At 61.5% G+C, this 17,312-nt stretch carries 17 protein-coding genes, 1 tRNA gene and 3 pseudogenes; 12 read left to right on the top strand and 9 right to left on the bottom strand.

Translation table 11 applies throughout. From position 1 onward, the window contains the following. Positions 1-116: 116 nt before the first annotated feature. Positions 117-1,040, bottom strand: a complete 924-nt coding sequence (locus SO139_RS38355; RefSeq protein WP_498541648.1) for a nucleotidyl transferase AbiEii/AbiGii toxin family protein — start codon at positions 1,038-1,040, stop codon at positions 117-119. Next, entirely contained in the window at positions 1,037-1,651 is a 615-nt protein-coding gene (locus tag SO139_RS38350) for a type IV toxin-antitoxin system AbiEi family antitoxin domain-containing protein (protein WP_449384583.1), read from the bottom strand. Before SO139_RS38350 ends, SO139_RS38355 begins: the two co-directional genes overlap by 4 nt. 89 nt (positions 1,652-1,740) lie before the next feature. Here SO139_RS38350 and SO139_RS38345 point away from each other — a divergent pair, with 89 nt between their 5' ends. Further along, complete coding sequence (locus SO139_RS38345) at positions 1,741-5,790, top strand: helix-turn-helix domain-containing protein (protein WP_498541647.1); 4,050 nt, start codon at positions 1,741-1,743, stop codon at positions 5,788-5,790. 253 nt (positions 5,791-6,043) lie between these two features. On the opposite strand, the gene SO139_RS38340 is transcribed toward SO139_RS38345, so the two are convergent. Next, complete coding sequence (locus tag SO139_RS38340; RefSeq protein WP_498541646.1) at positions 6,044-6,286, bottom strand: conjugal transfer protein TraD; 243 nt, start codon at positions 6,284-6,286, stop codon at positions 6,044-6,046. Between the two features lies 1 nt (position 6,287). Beyond that, a complete protein-coding gene (locus SO139_RS38335; RefSeq protein ID WP_498541659.1) occupies positions 6,288-6,626 on the bottom strand; it encodes a conjugal transfer protein TraD in 339 nt (112 codons plus the stop codon). A gap of 153 nt (positions 6,627-6,779) precedes the next feature. On the opposite strand from SO139_RS38335, the pseudogene SO139_RS38330 reads away from it, so the two are divergent. After that, positions 6,780-7,122, top strand: a pseudogene (locus SO139_RS38330) (MobA/MobL family protein); the annotation flags it as partial. A 42-nt stretch (positions 7,123-7,164) separates the two neighbouring features. On the opposite strand, the pseudogene SO139_RS38325 reads toward SO139_RS38330, so the two are convergent. Continuing rightward, a pseudogene (locus SO139_RS38325) lies at positions 7,165-7,494 on the bottom strand (MobA/MobL family protein); the annotation flags it as partial. Positions 7,495-8,002: 508 nt separating this feature from the next. Between SO139_RS38325 and SO139_RS38320 the strand changes: the two are divergent. The 7 genes and pseudogenes from SO139_RS38320 (at position 8,003) to SO139_RS38290 (ending at position 11,775) form a co-directional block, all read left to right on the top strand. Next, a complete protein-coding gene (locus SO139_RS38320; RefSeq protein ID WP_449384444.1) occupies positions 8,003-8,245 on the top strand; it encodes a hypothetical protein in 243 nt (80 codons plus the stop codon). Between the two features lie 47 nt (positions 8,246-8,292). Beyond that, a pseudogene (locus SO139_RS38315) lies at positions 8,293-8,391 on the top strand (helix-turn-helix domain-containing protein); the annotation flags it as partial. A 440-nt stretch (positions 8,392-8,831) separates the two neighbouring features. Continuing rightward, the gene (locus tag SO139_RS38310; protein ID WP_449384445.1) at positions 8,832-9,281 is read left to right on the top strand and encodes an Hsp20 family protein; all 450 of its coding nucleotides are present in this window, start codon (positions 8,832-8,834) and stop codon (positions 9,279-9,281) included. Between the two features lie 78 nt (positions 9,282-9,359). Next, on the top strand, positions 9,360-9,857 hold the full coding sequence (locus SO139_RS38305) for an Hsp20/alpha crystallin family protein (RefSeq protein ID WP_498541645.1): 498 nt from the start codon (positions 9,360-9,362) through the stop codon (positions 9,855-9,857). Between the two features lie 82 nt (positions 9,858-9,939). Further along, the gene (locus SO139_RS38300; RefSeq protein WP_449384447.1) at positions 9,940-10,455 is read left to right on the top strand and encodes a hypothetical protein; all 516 of its coding nucleotides are present in this window, start codon (positions 9,940-9,942) and stop codon (positions 10,453-10,455) included. A gap of 518 nt (positions 10,456-10,973) precedes the next feature. Further along, positions 10,974-11,471: a transcription elongation factor GreA gene (gene greA / locus SO139_RS38295; RefSeq protein ID WP_449384448.1), complete on the top strand. Its 498-nt coding sequence runs from the start codon at positions 10,974-10,976 to the stop codon at positions 11,469-11,471. A 70-nt stretch (positions 11,472-11,541) separates the two neighbouring features. Further along, on the top strand, positions 11,542-11,775 hold the full coding sequence (locus SO139_RS38290) for a hypothetical protein (protein WP_498541644.1): 234 nt from the start codon (positions 11,542-11,544) through the stop codon (positions 11,773-11,775). Between the two features lie 421 nt (positions 11,776-12,196). On the opposite strand, the gene SO139_RS38285 is transcribed toward SO139_RS38290, so the two are convergent. The 3 genes from SO139_RS38285 to SO139_RS38275 all read right to left on the bottom strand — a co-directional run bounded on the left by SO139_RS38285 (position 12,197) and on the right by SO139_RS38275 (position 14,624). After that, positions 12,197-12,271 (bottom strand) — tRNA-Val (locus SO139_RS38285). A gap of 157 nt (positions 12,272-12,428) precedes the next feature. Then, on the bottom strand, positions 12,429-13,727 hold the full coding sequence (locus tag SO139_RS38280) for a coiled-coil domain-containing protein (RefSeq protein WP_449384449.1): 1,299 nt from the start codon (positions 13,725-13,727) through the stop codon (positions 12,429-12,431). Between the two features lie 291 nt (positions 13,728-14,018). Next, positions 14,019-14,624, bottom strand: a complete 606-nt coding sequence (locus SO139_RS38275) for a DUF1134 domain-containing protein (RefSeq protein ID WP_449384450.1) — start codon at positions 14,622-14,624, stop codon at positions 14,019-14,021. Between the two features lie 228 nt (positions 14,625-14,852). Between SO139_RS38275 and SO139_RS38270 the strand changes: the two genes are divergently transcribed. Then, positions 14,853-15,338, top strand: coding sequence for a YHS domain-containing (seleno)protein (locus SO139_RS38270; RefSeq protein ID WP_498541658.1), 486 nt, complete (start codon positions 14,853-14,855; stop codon positions 15,336-15,338). Here SO139_RS38270 and SO139_RS38265 read toward each other — a convergent pair. Further along, positions 15,328-16,161, bottom strand: coding sequence for a 3'(2'),5'-bisphosphate nucleotidase CysQ family protein (locus SO139_RS38265; protein WP_498541643.1), 834 nt, complete (start codon positions 16,159-16,161; stop codon positions 15,328-15,330). The two genes, SO139_RS38270 and SO139_RS38265, sit on opposite strands and share 11 nt — an antisense overlap. 166 nt (positions 16,162-16,327) lie before the next feature. Here SO139_RS38265 and chpT point away from each other — a divergent pair, with 166 nt between their 5' ends. Both chpT and SO139_RS38255 read left to right on the top strand, forming a co-directional pair. After that, positions 16,328-16,981, top strand: coding sequence for a histidine phosphotransferase ChpT (gene chpT / locus SO139_RS38260; protein ID WP_449384452.1), 654 nt, complete (start codon positions 16,328-16,330; stop codon positions 16,979-16,981). A 185-nt stretch (positions 16,982-17,166) separates the two neighbouring features. Next, on the top strand, positions 17,167-17,312 hold a 146-nt coding region (locus SO139_RS38255), incomplete at its 3' end, for an Hpt domain-containing protein (RefSeq protein ID WP_232577507.1).

Below are 17,312 nucleotides of genomic sequence, written 5' to 3'. Positions count from 1 at the left end.
CGCTCAAGAGTCGCCATAGTGCCGACAGCACATTCTTGAGTTCGTCTGGTGGACGTTGCAAGGATCTGCGAGCGAACAATGCCATGACGTCGGTCTAGGCTCGCCTCCGTTTGCATTTACTCCCAGGCGCTGCGGTCGGGGTTCCAGCGACCGCTCGCGCTCTCAGGCAAACCGAGAGCGGTGAGTATCGGCTCGAAGAATCGACGCAACTCCGTCAATAGCTCATCGAATGGCGGCGGCGGCAGTGTCGGCGGGTTGCGGCGCAAAAACCCTGTCCAGAGCGCTTGTTTGTCCGCCATCTCAGCAAACTGCGGCGTCAGCGCCACCGGCGTCTCCGTCGGCGCAGTGGTCTCCCGCCTTTGGAGGGTGCCGGCGATGGCCTCGACCAAAGTAGAGAGGTCAAAAGGGAAGGTGCGCGCCGTGACCCAGATGTCGTGGAAATCTTTGATCCGGCCATTCGTTTCGCCGAAGCGAAGCATCGCTTCGAATTTCTCTGCCACGACGGTCTCGGGCGGGTACATTAGAACGTCGGCCGCAGGCAGATCGGACAGCAGGCTGGGGAAATTCTTGCGGCTGGGCGCGGGATAGACGCGGTCGCCAAAGCCGATATCCACCTGGACAGGAATAACCGCCGTACCCAAGCGGCCACTCAGGGTCAATCGAACGCCTTGGTATTTTTCCTCCTCGCGGACTTCCTCCACCCGCAAGGTGGACGGGGCAAAGATGATGCCGTCGGCCGGCATCTCGACCTGGCAGATGCGGGTGAACAGTTCGGTGATGACGCCAGGGTCGGGATCTCCATGTCCGAGAAGGTCGAGATCACCGGTGGGCCGGAAGACTTGTTCCGGCCAGGTCACGAAGAGCATAGCGCCCTTGAGGATATATCCCTCTCGCGCTTCGGTCTGGCTCAATCGGAAAAGTAACCGCTCGATCGCGTAGCGCGTGAGGATTCGCTGATAGTCGTCACCATGCGCTTTAGCATGATTGAGGAGGCGCTGGCGGATCGAGGCGCTGGTGTTTTTGAGAGGTTTGGGTGTCATTGCAGCGCTTTGAGATAGGGACGGATACGCTCGGCCACGCGATCGATCTCGGCGTATCGCAGAATCTCGGCCACCGTCGTCTTCCGCATGCGGAGCGCATCGCGCAGCGCCTCGATGGCGACATCCTCACCGATATGGCGTCGATGCTTGAAGCAATCGGCGATGGTCTTCGCCACGCCGTAGATCGGAACGTCGACACCTTCAACCTGCACATGCTCGACACCGGCCGTGAGCACCTCACCGGTCGCCCGAACGATCTCGAGCGGCAGGCCATCGGCCTTCGGGGTCCTGGCTTTGTGCGGTATGGTCAGCCAGACGGCGTGAGGGAGTTGGGTCGTCAGCCCATGGTGGCGCAACGCGCTTGCAAGGCTGACGACGCCGTTGGGAACCGCCCGCGCAGCTTCGGCAAGATTATGGGCGATGTCTTCTCCTGCTCGTTCCGGATCCTGGTAGAGTCCCCTTCCGAGCCGAACGAGTTCCCCGCTGTCCGTCAGGCGCTTCAGGTAGATCAGCGGAATGCCAGCTGCCTTGAAGTCGCGCGCGCGGGCGATGCCTCGATCCTGGACCAGGCTGAGGGCACGCTCGCGATGATTTATATGACGTCTCGTCATCTTGTTATCTTTTGTCGGCAAATATTAAATATTGCCGACGATAAAGAGCATTTTGGAAATCGCAACTGACGTCATATATTTCCTATGACATGCCGCCGTCCAGTCTCAATATCGAACTGACCCCAAAGCACGTACGCGCCGCGCGCGCGCTCTTGGCTTGGTCCCAGCAGGACCTCGCCAAGAACGCGGGCGTGGCGACATCGACAATAGCCGACTTTGAACGAGGTCGACGCACGCCAGTGGCAAATAATGCCCAAGCTATCCGCGACGCGCTGGAAGCCGCTGGCATCAATTTCTTGCCGACCGGCGCAGTGATCGGCCCTCCGATCCCCCAAATCGCCAAGTCCGAGCGTCCAGGCGCACCGATCCGCTGGGTGGATGCCGAAGATCTAGCTGTCTGGGCAGACCGCCTGGATGGCGCGGCGAGCCTCCCCACTCTGCTGGCACATCTCATCCGTGCCACCTCCGGGCCCTCGGTCGAGCTCCGCTTCCCATCGGACGAAGGCTATTCGGGCTGGGACGGTCGTACCGTCGCCGCCGAAGGAGGCGCTTACGTCCCGCAAGGCGAGGCCGGCTGGGAAATTGGCAGTCAGCGCGGAGGGATCGCGCAAAAGGCGACTGAAGACTACAAGAAAAGGACAGCCAAACCCTCGCCGCTGAAGCCTGCGACCTCCACCTACATCTTTGTTACCCCCCGTCATTGGCCGAAGAAGAGTGAATGGGCCGAGGCCCGAGAGATCGAGGGTCCTTGGCGCGCCGTCCAGGTCTATGACGCCGACGACCTCGTCCACTGGATCGAACAGACGCCCGCCGTCGGATTGTGGCTGGCCACCCGCCTCAATAAACGGCCACCCGGCACGCGTCAGCTCGAAGAGGTCTGGGAAGAGTGGTCGCTCGCCACCCAGTGGCCACTGACCGAGGATCTGGTTCTGCGCGATCGGGACGAGGACGCTGCCGACGTTTTGCGCTGGCTCCGCGGTGAGCCATCGGTTCTCTCCATCCAGGCGACCACGACCGAGGAAGCCGCCGCCTTCTTCTACGCCACATTGAATACGCTGCCGGACGAGGCGGCCGCCCACTACCGAGCGCGGTGCCTCGTCGTAACTGACGCCGCGGCCGCTCGCGCACTTGCGAATGCGCCGGCGCCGCTGATCCTCGTGCTCACTGAACCGAACCCCGGGCTTGCGCGCAGTCTGGCGGACCGCGGACATTTTGTGTTGCAGACGTACGATGATCGCCCCGTGTCACCTGGCGAGGTCCGGAAGCTGGCGCGACCCTCCCGTGAAGGCATCGCCAGCGCGCTGATCGACGCCGGTGTCGCCGAGGCGCGGGCGCACGCGCTTGCGCGCGATAGCGCGAGGAATCTTGCCGTTCTTCGACGGCTGATTCCGACAGCGCCGGGTCGGCTTCCGGACTGGGCGCAAGAGGCGCCGCCGCGCGCCCTGCTAGCGGCGCTGCTCGCTGGGGGATGGGATGACGAGTCCGAGGCGGACAAGGTCAAGCTTTCCCAATTGGCGGCTGAACCCTATGACGACGTCGCCGGCGAACTCGCCCGATATGTGGGCGACTTTGACAGTCCGCTGCGCAAAGTCGGCTCGACTTGGCGGGTCGCCTCACCACCCGACGCGTGGCTACTGCTCGCACAATATCTAACCGCAGCCGACGTCGGCCGTTTTGAGGCGTCCGCGCATGAAATCCTGGGCTCGGTCGACCCTCGTTATGACATGGACCCGGATGATCGCTGGATGGCTTCAGTCCGTGGGGTCCGCCCAGACTATTCCGGTCTGCTACGCCATAGTGTCGGCGAAGTGCTGATTCTGCTCGCCCTGTGGGGCGACAAAATTCGAACGATGCCGAACGCTCATCGGCGCGCGGACGCGATCGTCGGTAAACTGCTCAAGGATGCCGATAAACGACGATGGTGGTCGCTCTCGCGAGACTTCCGACTGCTCGCGGAGGCTTCGCCGAGTGCCTTCCTCACGGCCATCGAAGACAGCCTTAATCAGAATGATCCGCCGATTCGCGCATTGTTTGGCACAGACGAGGGAGGCCTGGCCGGAACGGAGCACCTATCTGACCTGCTTTGGGCTCTCGAATCGCTGGCTTGGTCGCCGGAGCTTCTGCCACAAGTGACGCTGGTGCTGGCGAAGCTGGATGCCATCGATAACCCGCCCGGTCGCTATATGAATCGTCCAGCTCACAGCCTTCGCCAAATACACTTGCTCTGGTCGCCGCAAACCTATGCGACCCTCGATCAGCGCCTGCGCGCTCTGGACCTGACCCGCAAACGCGAGAGCGACGCGGCCTGGAAGCTGATGCTGAACGTGCTGCCCCAGGGACACGATACATCCAGTCCTTCGCCGGACCCACGTTGGCGCGACTTTACGGTCGACAAGATAGAGGCGGTGACCTGGCCGCTCATCGCGCGCGGCGCCACCGCCATCAGCGAGCGCATCCTGGCCGACGTTGGTCTGCACGTTCCGCGCTGGCTGCATCTGCTTGACCGGTTCGCGGACATAGCGCCGGATCGCGATGCAGCCATCGACCTCCTCGACAAGGCTGAGCCGCGGATTAAGCCCCAATCGGAGCGGTCAGAGCTATGGACAGGCCTGCGCAAGTTGCTTCACCATCATCGGCAGTTTGCCGATGCCGATTGGTCGCTTCCCGCAGCGGAGCTTGATCGTCTCGCGACCATCCATGACCGGTTGGCTCCCTCCGATCCGCTTGAGCGAGTGGCGTGGCTGTTCGAACCATCAGTGAGCCTGCCCAACCCGTCGCATCAGGGCTGGCAGGCCAACGAGCGCCAGGTCGACGAAGCGCGACGGCAGGCAGCAAGGAACATCTTCTCCACACAGGGCGTCGACGGAGTTCGACGGCTAGCTCGTCTAGTTCCGACTGCCGGCTACATCGGCAAGGCGCTTTTCGAAGTCGGTCTTGATGAGCCGGACATCGATAAACTCCTGGAAGCATGCTTGCGCAGCGACGATCCGCGCGAGCGCGACGTTGCTCACGGCCTGATCATCTCTGTGTTCCGAGATCGAAAGGAGCCGTGGGCCGCGGCGCTTATCGCCAAAGCGCGCAAGAAGAAGTGGGGGGATACAGCGCTGCTTGCTATCCTGCGCGCGCTGCCCCAGCAGCGTTGGACCTGGGATCAAGTAGCGCAGGCCGGCGAGGCGATCGAGCGGGTGTATTGGCAACGTGCGCCAATCCTCTGGATAGAAGAGGACGATGATGCCGCTGCCTTTGCGGTGCGCAAGTTGATCGCGGTCGGTCGTGCGCGGCACGCCGTGCACCTTGCGGGCCGTGACCAGCAACGTCGACTGCCAACCGATCTCGTGATGACGATGCTGACGGAGGCGGTGAAACAGCCTTTTGAGGGGGACAGCGACGGCAACGAAGTGACGATGTTCCAGCACCATGTCATCGAAACCCTCGATCGGCTGGAATCGGAAGTGACGACGGACGTCCTCGCTCGACTGGAATGGGCCTATTTGCCGTTGCTTCAGCATTCTCGAAGGCGGCCAAAGGCTTTGCTAATGGCACTCTCCGAACAACCCTCCCTCTTTGTCGAAATGCTCCGCGCGGTCTTCAAGCCGAGCGAGGATAGCGGTGTGGTGGAGCCCGAACAGGCCGATCCGGAACGAGCGAAGGCCATCGCCCATCAGGCTTATCGGCTACTCGACCTTTGGAACCGGCTTCCAGGAACTCGCGAAGATGGCACAATTGACTCCGACGCGCTGAAAGCTTGGATCAACGAGGCGCGTTCACTTGCCAAAGCCGCGGGACGAGTTGACATCGCCGACAGCCGCATCGGAGCCATGCTTTCTGCATCGCCGAATGGCACTGACGGCATTTGGCCCGCCGAGGCGGTGCGGGAGGTCATCGACAACTTCGACAGCAAGCCGATGCTCGACGGCTTTTGGATCGGAAAGCGAAATCGGCGCGGTGTCACTTCGCGGCTGCCACGGGACGGCGGCAAGCTGGAGCGCAACGAGGCTGCAAAATACCGTGGGTTCGCCACCGCCCTCGCTTACGAACACCCTCGCACAGCCAAGGCTCTCGACAGTCTTGCCGACAGTTACGAGGAGGAGGCGCGCGGCCACGATGAGAACGCCGAGCGGCTCGATTGGGAATCCTAAAGCTCTGTCGGCCAAGCAGCCGCACGATAACGATTTTGGGCACGTTCCATGACCGTATCGCCGCATAGCAAACGCTATCCGACATTGGGCGCGGGCCCGCCCGCCTTGAAAGGGCGGTGGCGGTCTGGTCCAATTGCTTGGAGCAGGCGTGCCTTCGCCGTGACTGCACTACAACTGAGCCCCCCGATTTCTTCCAAAGGTCCACTCGATCCCGCCGTCGTCGCGCTGCAGGCTAACGTGCCATTGACGCGCATCAACGATTTGTGCGTACGTGCGTCGTCGGGTCCGCCTCGAACGCCTGCTTCCCCTTTGCGGCCCACAGCGCTCGTGCCCGTTCGCCTTGATCGCTCTTGAGCTTGTCGGCCATCCAGAGCAACGCGCCGAGAATGGTGGCGCGGTCGTCGGTTAGATCGACTATACCGGCTTTAACGATGAGGCCACTCAGTTCTATGAGGTGCCGCGTGCGCTTGCGGCGCTCCACCTGCCACGCGCGCATGTCATGTCGCGCCCTTTCGGCTTGATGCCGGTTGCGTGCCGCTCGGTTGCGACTGAGCGCCGTCCGTGTTGCGGTCAGTTGTCGGTGCATTTCGCTGCGTCCGGCTTTGAAAGAACGCGGCCCCGCGCCTGGCCCATGCCTCCCTCTTTCCGACCTCCTTCGTCTCGGCTAGCACGATCAGCGCGCCAGCCAGTTCATCGGCGCTGACCGCGTCAGCCCCCGTGGCAATGACGAGTTCACCAAGCTGCTGTACCTTGCTCTTGAGGTCCCGCGCCTTGTCCCGCAGTGCCTTCAGTTCAGCATCAAATTCCTCGACTTGCGCATCGTCATCTCCAACAATGTTGATGGAGCAATGATAGTCGAGCGCCCGGCGCAATGCTGTAAGCTAGTCAGGACGGCCTGGGACGCTTTGGTCCCGTCCGAGATTTTTTCGAGGGAGGGCGCGTATACGTCGTGCCGACGTGCGCTTCGCCGTGTAGATGATCTCGTCGCGATGGCGATCTATGATCTTCACGTCAAGGTCATTGGCCGCAAGTCTGGCTCCAGCGCGGTGGCGTCAGCCGCCTACCGCTCGGGCTCGGGGCTGCGCGACGAGCGGCTCGGCCGTGATCAGGATTTTTCCGCCAAGCGCGGACGATGTCGAGGCGTTCGAAGTCCGGAAAGATGCTCAGCTTGCCCGTGAGGTCGAATTCGCCATCCCGCGCGAGATGAGTGAGGCGCAGGGCATCGAACTAGCCCGCAACTTCGTTCGTGGCGAATTCGTCGATCGGGGCATGGTTGCCGATCTCAACGTGCATTGGGACATGGCCGAGGGCCGTTCTCGTCCACCGCGCGCATTGTCAGCATGACATGGGCATGGGGTTTGGGCATGCCGTCCGGAAGGTCGATTGTTGCTGGGTGATCGCGTCCAGCCCAAGGGAGGGATCGGCGATGATCCGCTCCCCATTGCCGCGCGCGATCTCGCGGTGCATCTCGGCGGGGTCGGCCTCGGTCCCTTCGCCCTCGAAGTCCCGATCCTCGATACGTTTGGCGGACGCGCCGATCTGGCTTTGCGGCTCCAGCGCGATGCCTTGGGCTTCCAAACTGCGATGGTCAATGCGAGCGTCGATGTCGAGCTCGGCCAGTCGCTCGTTGGCAAGCTCGGCCCAGCGCTCGCGCCAGCGCTCCACCACCTCAGTGCGGTTCCAGTCCCGAATCTTCCGGCCAAAGCGTGAGCGGCTGGAAGCGTCCGTCTGACGATCCGATAGCATTGCCCAACGGCACGCAGTTACCTAAGCGCGAACACGACGCGCCGGAATGGTTGGTAGCGATTGAAGCGCTGATGCTTGTTGCTGAGAAGGGCGGCCCGACAATGTTTTGCCCGCATCGCATTCAAGCGCGCGTTGAATCACGGGAATAAGGCCGATCGGCGGAAGAGGCAGGCGAAGGCATACAGGGTTGGTGCGATCATCGCCGCTACACCTACGTCCTTACCTATGTGATTTCGAGCAGACATTGAGCAAGAAGCGTCTTCTCGCGCTCTGATCGAAACCAATAATTGCGGTCACGGTCGGCATCGGGGCGGCTTTTTTGAGCCGACGTGAATTGCTTCACACTGATTTCTGGGACCGATCCTAAAATCGTGGCGCGCAATGACGCGCTCCTCGCTAAGGAACTAGGAATCCATTTGCCGGGCCGTTGTTGTGCGGCTAACTCTGCTTCAGCAGGGGACGGTAAATGCAAACGAAGGCGCGCGAGTACATTGATTTTTGGGTCGAGAACAGCATTCACGCCGCTGAGCAGTACGGGACTCCCGGCTCTTCGCAGGACGTGAGCGAATTAGTCGGTCGTCTTATCGAAGGGGCGAAGGAGCAAGGCATTTCCCAAAAAGCTATGGAGAAAGAGGTCGGTGGCTTGACGGACTATGTCCGTGACAAACTCGCGACTGCGAACAAAGTCGAGAAGGATCGCCGCGAGTGAGCTAGAACGGGATTGTTCGACGATAGTCAAGCCGAAAAGCGGCCCGTGCATTGCTTGGGTGGTCACAAGCTTATCTAGCGCAAGGCTGCAAAATGCACCGCAACACGCTAGCCGATCTTGAAGGCGGCAAACGTTGTTCGTCGTGATGAATGAGCTCAGCAACGCCGGAATCGAATTCACCGAAACTGGCGTTCAACTTCGGAGGCGCCGTCCCGCGTGTCAAAAAGTAGCGCTAAACCTAAGGTAGTCAATTTTGGATGCCGATCCCCCTGCTTAGGGGGCAATGTTGCAGGTCGAATGACAGGAGACCACCGCAGCTAACGCGCGTCGTCAGCGAGGCCAAAGCACGGCCGCCGGGGCCTTGCTTCTTGAGCCGAAACCTAAAATTAACCGTGCAGATTCCGCAAAAAAATTTTTGCGGAGCTCTTGAAATGGACCCCGGTTTTTCTAATTCGTTTTTTGCCGCTTGCGGGCGGTGCCGGGCGCCAGCTTTTGGGACCGGCGGACTGAACAGGGCGCCAGACAGGGTCCTGAACTGATGTCTTGCGCGCCTTCGTATCCATCTTGCTCTTAGGAGGACTTGGCTATGAGGACTTACGATTTTGCTCCCCTGTGGCGTTCGACCATTGGCTTCGATCGCCTTTTCGATCTCCTCGACGAAACCCAGCACAGAATGGAGGATAACTACCCGCCCTACAACATCGAGCGGCTGGGCGAAGATCGCTACCAGATATCCTTGGCGCTGGCTGGTTTCAGCCCGGATGAGATCGCCGTGACCGCCGAGCAGAACGTGCTCACGGTGGAAGGTGGCAAGAGCGATAAGGACCAGCACGAGTACCTCTACCAGGGTATCTCGGCCCGACCGTTCAAGCGGCAGTTCAACCTTGCCGATTACGTGCAGGTGAAGACCGCGACGTTCGACAACGGTCTGCTGCGGGTCGAGCTCGTCCGCGAAATCCCCGAAGCCCTGAAGCCCCGGCGCATTGCAATCGACGGTGGCGCTTCAGCCAGGCAAATCATGCAGAAGGCGGCCTGAGCCGCGTCTTGCCTGATCGTGTCACGCGCGGGCAGCATCCGCCCCCGCATCAATAGGCTTCATGTCAAGGAGGATACCATGGCTGTTCGTGACCTTATTCCACGGACGAAAGGCCAGCAGCTCTCGACCGGACAGGAGGCTTTCGATCCGTTCTTCACGCTTCATCGCGAGATGAACCGGCTGTTCGACGACGTCTTTCGCGGAGTCGGTTCGTTCGGACGATCGGCCAATCCGCTGACGGAAGGCCAGTTCGGCTGGCCCCGGCTCGAACTCAGCGAAACCGATAAGGTTATGACTGTTTCCGCTGAACTGCCGGGTCTCAGCGAAAAGGACGTTCAGGTTGAAATCGCCAACGGCGTTCTTTCTATCCGCGGCGAGAAGAAGGTCGAGCGAAGCGACGAATCGAAATTCGTCAGCGAACGGTATTACGGATCGTTCCAACGTCAGATACCGCTGGAGGACGTTGAAGAAGACAAGGCCCAAGCAGATTTCAAGAATGGCGTCCTGACTGTGACGATCCCGAAGTCAGAGCAGTCAAATCGCAACGTCAAACGCATAGCTATCAACACTAACTGACGCCGAAGGCGGCGGCGTCTCGCCGCCGCCCCAAACCCATAGCAACTCGTCTCTCGACGAAAGGAGCAAATGGAGACAAGAAATGAGCGAGGCTGATCGTATTGCCAAGTGTGCTGATTCCTTCCATCCCGTATTCCACTACGATTCCCCGGACAGCGTATTGAACGATGCCGAACTTTCGACAGACGAGAAGCGAGTGATCCTCTCGTCCTGGGCGTCGGATATGTACGTCGTCGAATCCCACCCAGCGCTTCGTGAAATCCCCGCTATCCCACACAGACTGCGTTTGGACGACATCCTCGCGGCACTCAAGCAATTGGACGACGAGAATGATCCGCCGCCTCGTGGTGGGATGGCCATGCGGGTGTCTCGTTTGAATAGCCTCGATTGCGGCTGTTTCGACAAGCCGCAGCCTTCCATCGGAGGGCGGGCCGCCACGATACCGTATCGATCGACTCAACCTTCACGCCCGCACGGTCATCCGCGGTGGACGCGCGAGGCGAATGTGAGGCGATATCGCAAGCTTCTCAACACACAGCTGACCGATATTGAACGCAACTTCATACAGCGACGGCTAGCCGAAGAGTTGCAGGCTTAATTAGTCGTCAAGGGCCAACTCGAACCGAGTTGATCGGAGATGTCTGCGATCGATGAAAGCCCCAGCGAGATCAGATCAGTGCGAAACGACATTTGGCGTGGTCGCAGGCTGCTTCAGGCCGATCTGTCCGATGCTGAGCGAGCAATCATTGACAAACGGCTGCTTGAACAGCGGCGAACTTTTGAATTGCTGTTAGCCTCTACGTTCCCTTTAGCGTTGAAGCTCTGAAGCAGTTCGGGGAAACTATAAACCACCACGCCAGGAGGAATTAGGTATGACTGCAGGCTCGTTAGCTCAGGTCAAGATGGGCACGGAAGCGCTTGCTCTTTGTGTGGCCGGTGTCTTGTGCGAACGCGATCCATCTCTGTTGGCCGCCTTTCGAGAAAGAGTACAAATGCTCAGTCGCGTCCTCGAAGATCGCGGAGACCATGAAGCGGCGGCAATGGTTAGCGCATTTGGGAGAACGTTGGTCGATCCCGCATTCAGGTGTCTCCCGAACTAGTCGGTGCAAAAATCCAATGACAAGATTTCCTGTAACCGCTGCAGGTCATGTTGCCCTCGAAGAGGAGTTGAGGCACCGCATTCGAGTCGCGAGACCTTGCCTTGTTCAGAGAATCCAGCAGTCGATTTCCGACGAGGCCAACCTGATTGAAAACTCGGAATACCAGGCTGCGCTCGCGGAGCAAAAACTTAATGAGGCTCGAATCGCCGACTTGGAAGACAAGCTCGCGCGCGCCGAAATCGTCGACGTATCGAAGCTTTCCGGCGATACGATAAAGTTTGGCGCCACAGTGACGCTGATTGATGACGACACCGGTGAGAAGCGGATCTGGCAGATCGTCGGTGAGCCCGAGGCCGAAGCGAAGGAGGGCCGGATTTCAGTGACTTCACCGATCGCTAGGGCTCTGATCGGCAAGACCAAAGGCACGACGGTACTCGTCGAAGCCCCCGGTGGCGCGAAGGCTTACACTGTCCGGAAGGTGGAGTGGTTCGAGGACAAGCGAAAGAAACGATAGCTGGTGTGATGGCAAAGCTCCATCTAACGATGCTTATGCGACACGCTGTAGGCAAATTAGGACGGCCACCATGCCGACTAGCGCTCACTACAATCAGCTCCCAGCCAGTGAGGAAGAACGGAACTACCTCGAATCGTTGATCCGTGAAGACTTCGAGCGATGCCATCCCGGTGAGACGCTTGAAGACTTTAAGCGGCGAGCCTCATTTTCGAAGGAGGACAGGGGACTGCTGCGCGACTGGATGGCAATCGCGGCGCGACGCGCCGCGGCTGATCAGGCCAAGCGACTGACCTCAACGGCGTAGGGGTACCGCCGGTTGGCTTGGAGTCTGGGAGGCGGGCACCTCCTCGTCTCGGGAGACGTGTTGAAGTCGTGTGGCGGGTTTGTTGCCTGCCTAGCAACCTTTGGCGTTGGTACAAAAGGGCGGTACCCAGCGCACGTCCTGCTCTAGTCCGCCGGCTCCGAGACGAAGAGGGGGCCTTTTCGGCGATCGGCGAGGCCCTCGGTCGCTGGCGCGGCCCGCAGCCTTTGGCGAGGAAGCGATTTCGAGTCGACCGGGTTCAATAGCAACTGCACCGGTCGCATTCGTTCGCGCGGGGCCGATAGCAGAAAGCGGGCGATCAAATCAGCCATCAGCGGACGTCTGTGCCCCGGCTGTACCCTGAGATTTCCGGGGCACAGATGATGGGAGACGGCAAGGCAAATTGTTGATTTTGTTGCGTTTTTGGTGGGCGCACAAGGGATCGAACCTTGGACCTCTCCCGTGTGAAGGGAACGCTCTCCCGCTGAGCTATGCGCCCGGGACCATTGTGCCGGCCAGGCGGTTGGCCGACCGGCACGTCAGAGCCCGCGATTTAGAAGTGCGGGCCAAAGGTGTCAAGTTTTCAGGCGCCGTCGCGTCGGAAAACTGTCCGTAAACCTCGCAAATCCGCTGCGAAGGTTGGAATTCCGGCGGTTTCACGCCCCCTGCTGGCGGGCGCGGGAGGCGTGGGCCTGAAGCGCGCGGATGCGCTCGGCGAGCGTGCCGCCGCCCTCGGGCAGGCTGGTCGCGGCCGCGCCGTTCGCGGTAGCGCCATTGGCCGGACGAGGGGCAGGCTTCGAGGCCTGGCCTGCTTCGGCCGCGAGCAGCGCCTCGATCGGCGAGTTCGGGCCTTCGAGCTGCATCGCGAGCTTGGCCACCTCGGCGGCGATATCGTTGATGCGCTCGCGCAGCAGCGCGTTCTCCATGCGCTCGGTCGCCCAGGAGCTCTCGGCCTGCTGCTGGATCGCGTTAATGTCGCGCTGCAGCTTGCCGCGCTCGTCGCGCGCGGCCTTGAGCTGCTCCTCGAGCGCAGCCTTCTCGCTGCGCAGCGCCTCCAGCGCCGGCGACTTGTTCCCGGCGCTCAGCCCGGCGATCTCGGTGCGCAGCTCCTTGATGGTGCGCTCGGCCGTCTCCTGGCCCTGGCGGAGCTGGTTGTTCTCATAGTCGCGCTCGGCGAGCAGCTTGCCTTGCGTTGCGAGCCGGCCCTCGAGATCGGTCACGCGGCCGGACAGCATCTCGGCCTCCTTGACCTGCACGATCAGCTGGCGGTCGAGGTCGGTGACGCGCTGGCTCAGATTCTCGACGCGCCCGCGCGCGTCCTGTAGCTCGCGCGAAGCGGTTTCGGACTCCGAGCGCTCCTGCGCCAGCCGCGCCTGTGTCGAGGCGAATTCCTTCTCGGCGTCGCCGACCCGATTTTTCAGTTGCTCGATCTGCGTACGCACCGTGACCAGCTCGACCTGGCGGCTTTCCGCCATCATCGAACGGTCGGAGAGCTCATGGTTGATCTTGGCGAGTTCGCCCTGCTTGTCGGTTAGCGCCTGCTCGGCGGTGCGCAGCGCCTCTGTCTTGGTGTTGAACTCCTCCTCGGTGGCGCGGAGCTGCTCCTTCACCGCCTTCTCGCGCGCCTCCAGCGCGAAGATCGTGGCGTTCTTCTCGCCAAGCTCGATCTTCATGCGGTTGATGGCATCGCTCTTCTTGCCGAGCTCGGCAAGCTGGCTCGTGGTCTTGTTCTTGAGCTGATCGACGCTCATCTCCAGCCGTCGCGCGGACATTGCGAATTCGGCGCGGAGCTGGTCCTTGTCGGCCTGGATCTCGGCCATCGACAGCGGCGTTGCCGCCTCGAGTCGGCGCGTGGTCAGGCGCACCGCGCGGTTATGCACCAGCGGCACGATCGCGAGCCCGCACAGCATCGAAAGCAGGAAACCGATCGCAAGGTACATGATCGGTTCGACCATGAGCCAGAACTCCCAGAGACAAGGAAAAATTTACCAAAGACCATGCCATGGCGGGCCGGCAAAAAGCCAGCCCCGGCCCGTCGTTAACGTGAATCGCTAACCGAAAAAGCTCGCAACGGCTCCATCCATCCCGCGCGCCGCGATGCTGAAGTCATGCTGCTGATTTGCCCGACGTGTCAAATGGTTCCGTAAGACGCGCAACGCATCGCGCCGGTGGTCACCCGCTACTTTGCATGGGGTTGTTTTCGATGTTTTTTGTCTGCCAGACGCCAAGGCCCCCGGGCGAATTCTCTAGAACGGGTTCCAGGTCGCGCGCGGGGTGTATTTCAAGTAGCCGATATTGGCCCCGAGTCGCAGGCCGATTCCGGACCGGATCGGCACCAGCACGATGTTGTTGGCGGTCAGCGCCGTCATGCCAAAGCCGCCGATGATGTAGGCGGAGCCGTCGATGCCGGCGAAGCGCTGGTAGATCGCGTTGGTGGCGGGCAGGTTGTAGACCAACGTCATGGTGCGGGCGCCGTCGCCGCCCCAGTCGAAGCCGAGCGAGGGTCCTTGCCAGAAGACCCTGAGGTCGCCGGCGTTCTTGGTGTAGAGCGTGCCTTCGCCATAGCGCAGGCCTGCGACGAAGGCGCCGGAACCTTCCTCGCCCAGGATGTAGCCGTTCGGCAGGCCCCATTGGCTGACCGCCTTCTCGATGATCGAGGCGAGCCCACGCGAGACGTTGCCGAAGAAGCGGTGCCCGGCGTTGACCAGCTCGTCCGGCCCATAGGTGTTGGGCGTCGGGGTCCGCTGCGGCGGCGGCAGGTTGGGCGGCGGAGGCTGCTGTGCGGAGGCCGGCACGATCCAACCCACCAGCGCGGCGAGTGCGACCGCGGCGAGGCGTGATGCGAAAGTCATAAAAGAACCCCTGGTATCGAATCCGGTCGCACCCTTAACCTGACGCCAACAGGCGAGGGCTAGGGTTGCGCCGATGTCCCCTCGACTCGGATGTTATCCGCAGCAACTATGACGGCACAACGGCATTGCCGATATCACTGCGGGTTCTGTCCAATCCTTCATCTTGCCAGCGGCCTAAATAAACGGGGATATCCGTCAATGACGGCACAACGGCAGGAAGATAGCCCTCTGCGCCCCGGAATCGCCTTGATCGGCCTCTGGATCGCCGTTTTGGTCGGCCTTTGGTTCGCTTTTTACGGTCCGGCCGTCGAGGCCGCCACCACCGAGCGGATCGTGGTCAATCGCTTTTCCGGGGTGGCCATCGAGGGATTCGACCCCGTGGCCTATTTCGTCGACGGTGGGGCCGCTCTCGGCACGGCCGAGTTCGAGGCAAGCCTGTGGGGCGCGGTCTGGCGGTTTCGGAACGAGGGCAACCGGGCGGAGTTTTTGGCCCATCCCGAGGTCTATGGACCGCAGTTCGGCGGCTATGATCCCACCGATATCGCCCGCGGCGTCGTCATCGCCGGCAATCCCCGCTTTTTTGTGATCTCGGCCCAGCGGCTCTATCTGTTCAGCCGGGAGGACAGTCGCGACGCCTTTGCCGCCGATCCCGAGCGTTTCCTCTACGAAGTCGGCAAGCGCTGGCCCGCGCTCCAGGATCAGCTCAGCCAGTAACGTCGCAGACACCCTGCGGGTCGCCCCAGGCGATGAACTCCGGCACGATGAAGCTTTCACGCCTCTCGCCGAACCGGATCTCGCCGCCCGTGCCGTCGGTGACCTTGCCGCCGGCGGCGGTGACCACGGCGCAGCCGGCGCCGACGTCCCATTCCGAGGTTGGGCCGAGGCGGGGATAGATGTCGGCGCTGCCTTCGGCGATGCGCCCGAACTTGACGGCCGACCCTGCCGTTTTCCTGACCGCACCGGGCCGGCCGGCAATGAAGGCTTCGCTCCGGGCATCACAATGCGAGCGGCTGACCGCGGCAACCCAGGGCTCGCCGGGCTTCGGCAGCTTTCGGCTCCGGATCGGCTCGGCAACGGCGATGATAGCGCCATTAAACGTCACGCGCTCCGCGCCGTGTCCGACGATGCCGCGCCAGAGCAAGCCAAGCGCGGGCGCGCTGACGATGCCGAGCAGCGGCACGCCGTCGGTGACGATGGCAAGATTGACTGTGAACTCGTCGCGGCCGGCGACGAACTCCTTGGTGCCATCAAGCGGATCGACCAGGAAGAAGCTGCCCTGAAACGGCGGCGTTGCAAGCTGGGCCCGCTCTTCCGACAGGGTCGGCGTGTCTGGCGCGAGCTGCAAAAGCCCCTCGCCGATGATGCGGTCGGCGGCGAGATCCGCTTCGGTGACCGGCGAGCCGTCCTGTTTGCCGTCGATCCGCATCGCGGCTCGATTGACGGCAAGGATCGCTTCGCCTGCCTTCAGCACCAGAGCAGTCAACGGCTCCATCAGGCCCAGGGCAGTCGGCCCATCAATGCGCCCCTTCACCTGCATGCCTCATTCATCGGCAACCTCTTTCGTCCCCAGTTGATTCGCGTCCTTGCCGCTTCGAGCCTATCGCAAGCGCTAGCTGCAATGGGGTGCGAATGTTAGAACCCGGGCCAATTTTAGGGCACGCGTGATTCGCCGCCGTTCGGCCGCGCAATTCCAGGAACCATCGATGTCTGGCACCTCGTCACCCGGTACCGCTACTGCTCCCGATATGCTCGAACTCGCGGCGCTTCTATGCTCGCGGGTCTGTCACGATCTCATCAGCCCTGTCGGCGCCATCGTCAACGGCCTCGAGGTGCTCGATGACGATCCCAAGCCTGAAGACCGTGAATTTGCGCTGGATCTGATTCGCAAGAGCGCCAAGACGGCATCGGCCCGGCTGCAATTCTGCCGGCTCGCTTTCGGCGCGGCCGGATCGTCCGGCGCGCAGATCGATCTCGGTGACGCGCAAAACATGGCGCGCGGCCACATCGAGGACGGCAAGTGCACGATCACCTGGAATCTGCCGCGGCTCTTGTTGCCGAAGAACCGCGTCAAGCTGCTGCTCAACATGCTCGTGATCGCGCAGCATACGATCCCGCGCGGCGGCATGCTGAAGGTCGATCCGATCGGCGACGGCGAGACCATGAGCTTTCGCGTCACCGCTACCGGACACAATGCGCGCCTGCCGCAGAACATCGCCGAACTCTTGAGCGGCGAGCGCGGACCCGCCGCGGACGCGCATGCGATCCAGCCTTATTATACGCGCCTGCTGGCGCAAGCCTGCGGGCTCACCGTGACGCTCGCGCCCGAGGGCGAGGCGATAACTGTTACGGCTTCGTAAACGGCATCCGCACGGCACTCGTTAATCAAAGCTTTATAGGGCGCTTCGAAACCTTCGGAGCGCCTTATCTCTTTGTTGGTTCCGTTCTTTTGCACTTACTCAACCAATATTAAACGCTTTGCGGTGAAGCTGGCGCCATTCTGAAAGGCGCACATGTGCGCCCTCCCTTATGAAGGCCTGTTTTCATGGATGATCTGTTGCGGGAGTTTTTGACGGAGACCAGCGAGAGCCTGGACACCGTCGACAATCAGCTGGTGAAGTTCGAGCAGGAGCCGAACAACGCCAAGATCCTGGATAACATCTTCCGCCTCGTCCACACCATCAAGGGCAC

The organism is Bradyrhizobium sp. UFLA05-89, from assembly GCF_059803475.1.
The sequence above is the reverse complement of the archived record's forward strand: the minus strand, read 5'-3'. Positions and strand labels throughout refer to the sequence as shown.

Bases quoted from the DNA above. Each gene is read 5' to 3' on its own strand.
- SO139_RS38355 (WP_498541648.1), bottom strand. From the start codon at position 1,040: ATGACACCCAAACCTCTCAAAAACACCAGCGCCTCGATCCGCCAGCGC.
- SO139_RS38350 (WP_449384583.1), bottom strand. From the start codon at position 1,651: ATGACGAGACGTCATATAAATCATCGCGAGCGTGCCCTCAGCCTGGTC.
- SO139_RS38345 (WP_498541647.1), top strand. From the start codon at position 1,741: ATGCCGCCGTCCAGTCTCAATATCGAACTGACCCCAAAGCACGTACGC.
- SO139_RS38340 (WP_498541646.1), bottom strand. From the start codon at position 6,286: ATGCGCGCGTGGCAGGTGGAGCGCCGCAAGCGCACGCGGCACCTCATA.
- SO139_RS38320 (WP_449384444.1), top strand. From the start codon at position 8,003: ATGCAAACGAAGGCGCGCGAGTACATTGATTTTTGGGTCGAGAACAGC.
- SO139_RS38310 (WP_449384445.1), top strand. From the start codon at position 8,832: ATGAGGACTTACGATTTTGCTCCCCTGTGGCGTTCGACCATTGGCTTC.
- SO139_RS38305 (WP_498541645.1), top strand. From the start codon at position 9,360: ATGGCTGTTCGTGACCTTATTCCACGGACGAAAGGCCAGCAGCTCTCG.
- SO139_RS38300 (WP_449384447.1), top strand. From the start codon at position 9,940: ATGAGCGAGGCTGATCGTATTGCCAAGTGTGCTGATTCCTTCCATCCC.
- greA (WP_449384448.1), top strand. From the start codon at position 10,974: ATGACAAGATTTCCTGTAACCGCTGCAGGTCATGTTGCCCTCGAAGAG.
- SO139_RS38290 (WP_498541644.1), top strand. From the start codon at position 11,542: ATGCCGACTAGCGCTCACTACAATCAGCTCCCAGCCAGTGAGGAAGAA.
- SO139_RS38280 (WP_449384449.1), bottom strand. From the start codon at position 13,727: ATGGTCGAACCGATCATGTACCTTGCGATCGGTTTCCTGCTTTCGATG.
- SO139_RS38275 (WP_449384450.1), bottom strand. From the start codon at position 14,624: ATGACTTTCGCATCACGCCTCGCCGCGGTCGCACTCGCCGCGCTGGTG.
- SO139_RS38265 (WP_498541643.1), bottom strand. From the start codon at position 16,161: ATGCAGGTGAAGGGGCGCATTGATGGGCCGACTGCCCTGGGCCTGATG.
- chpT (WP_449384452.1), top strand. From the start codon at position 16,328: ATGTCTGGCACCTCGTCACCCGGTACCGCTACTGCTCCCGATATGCTC.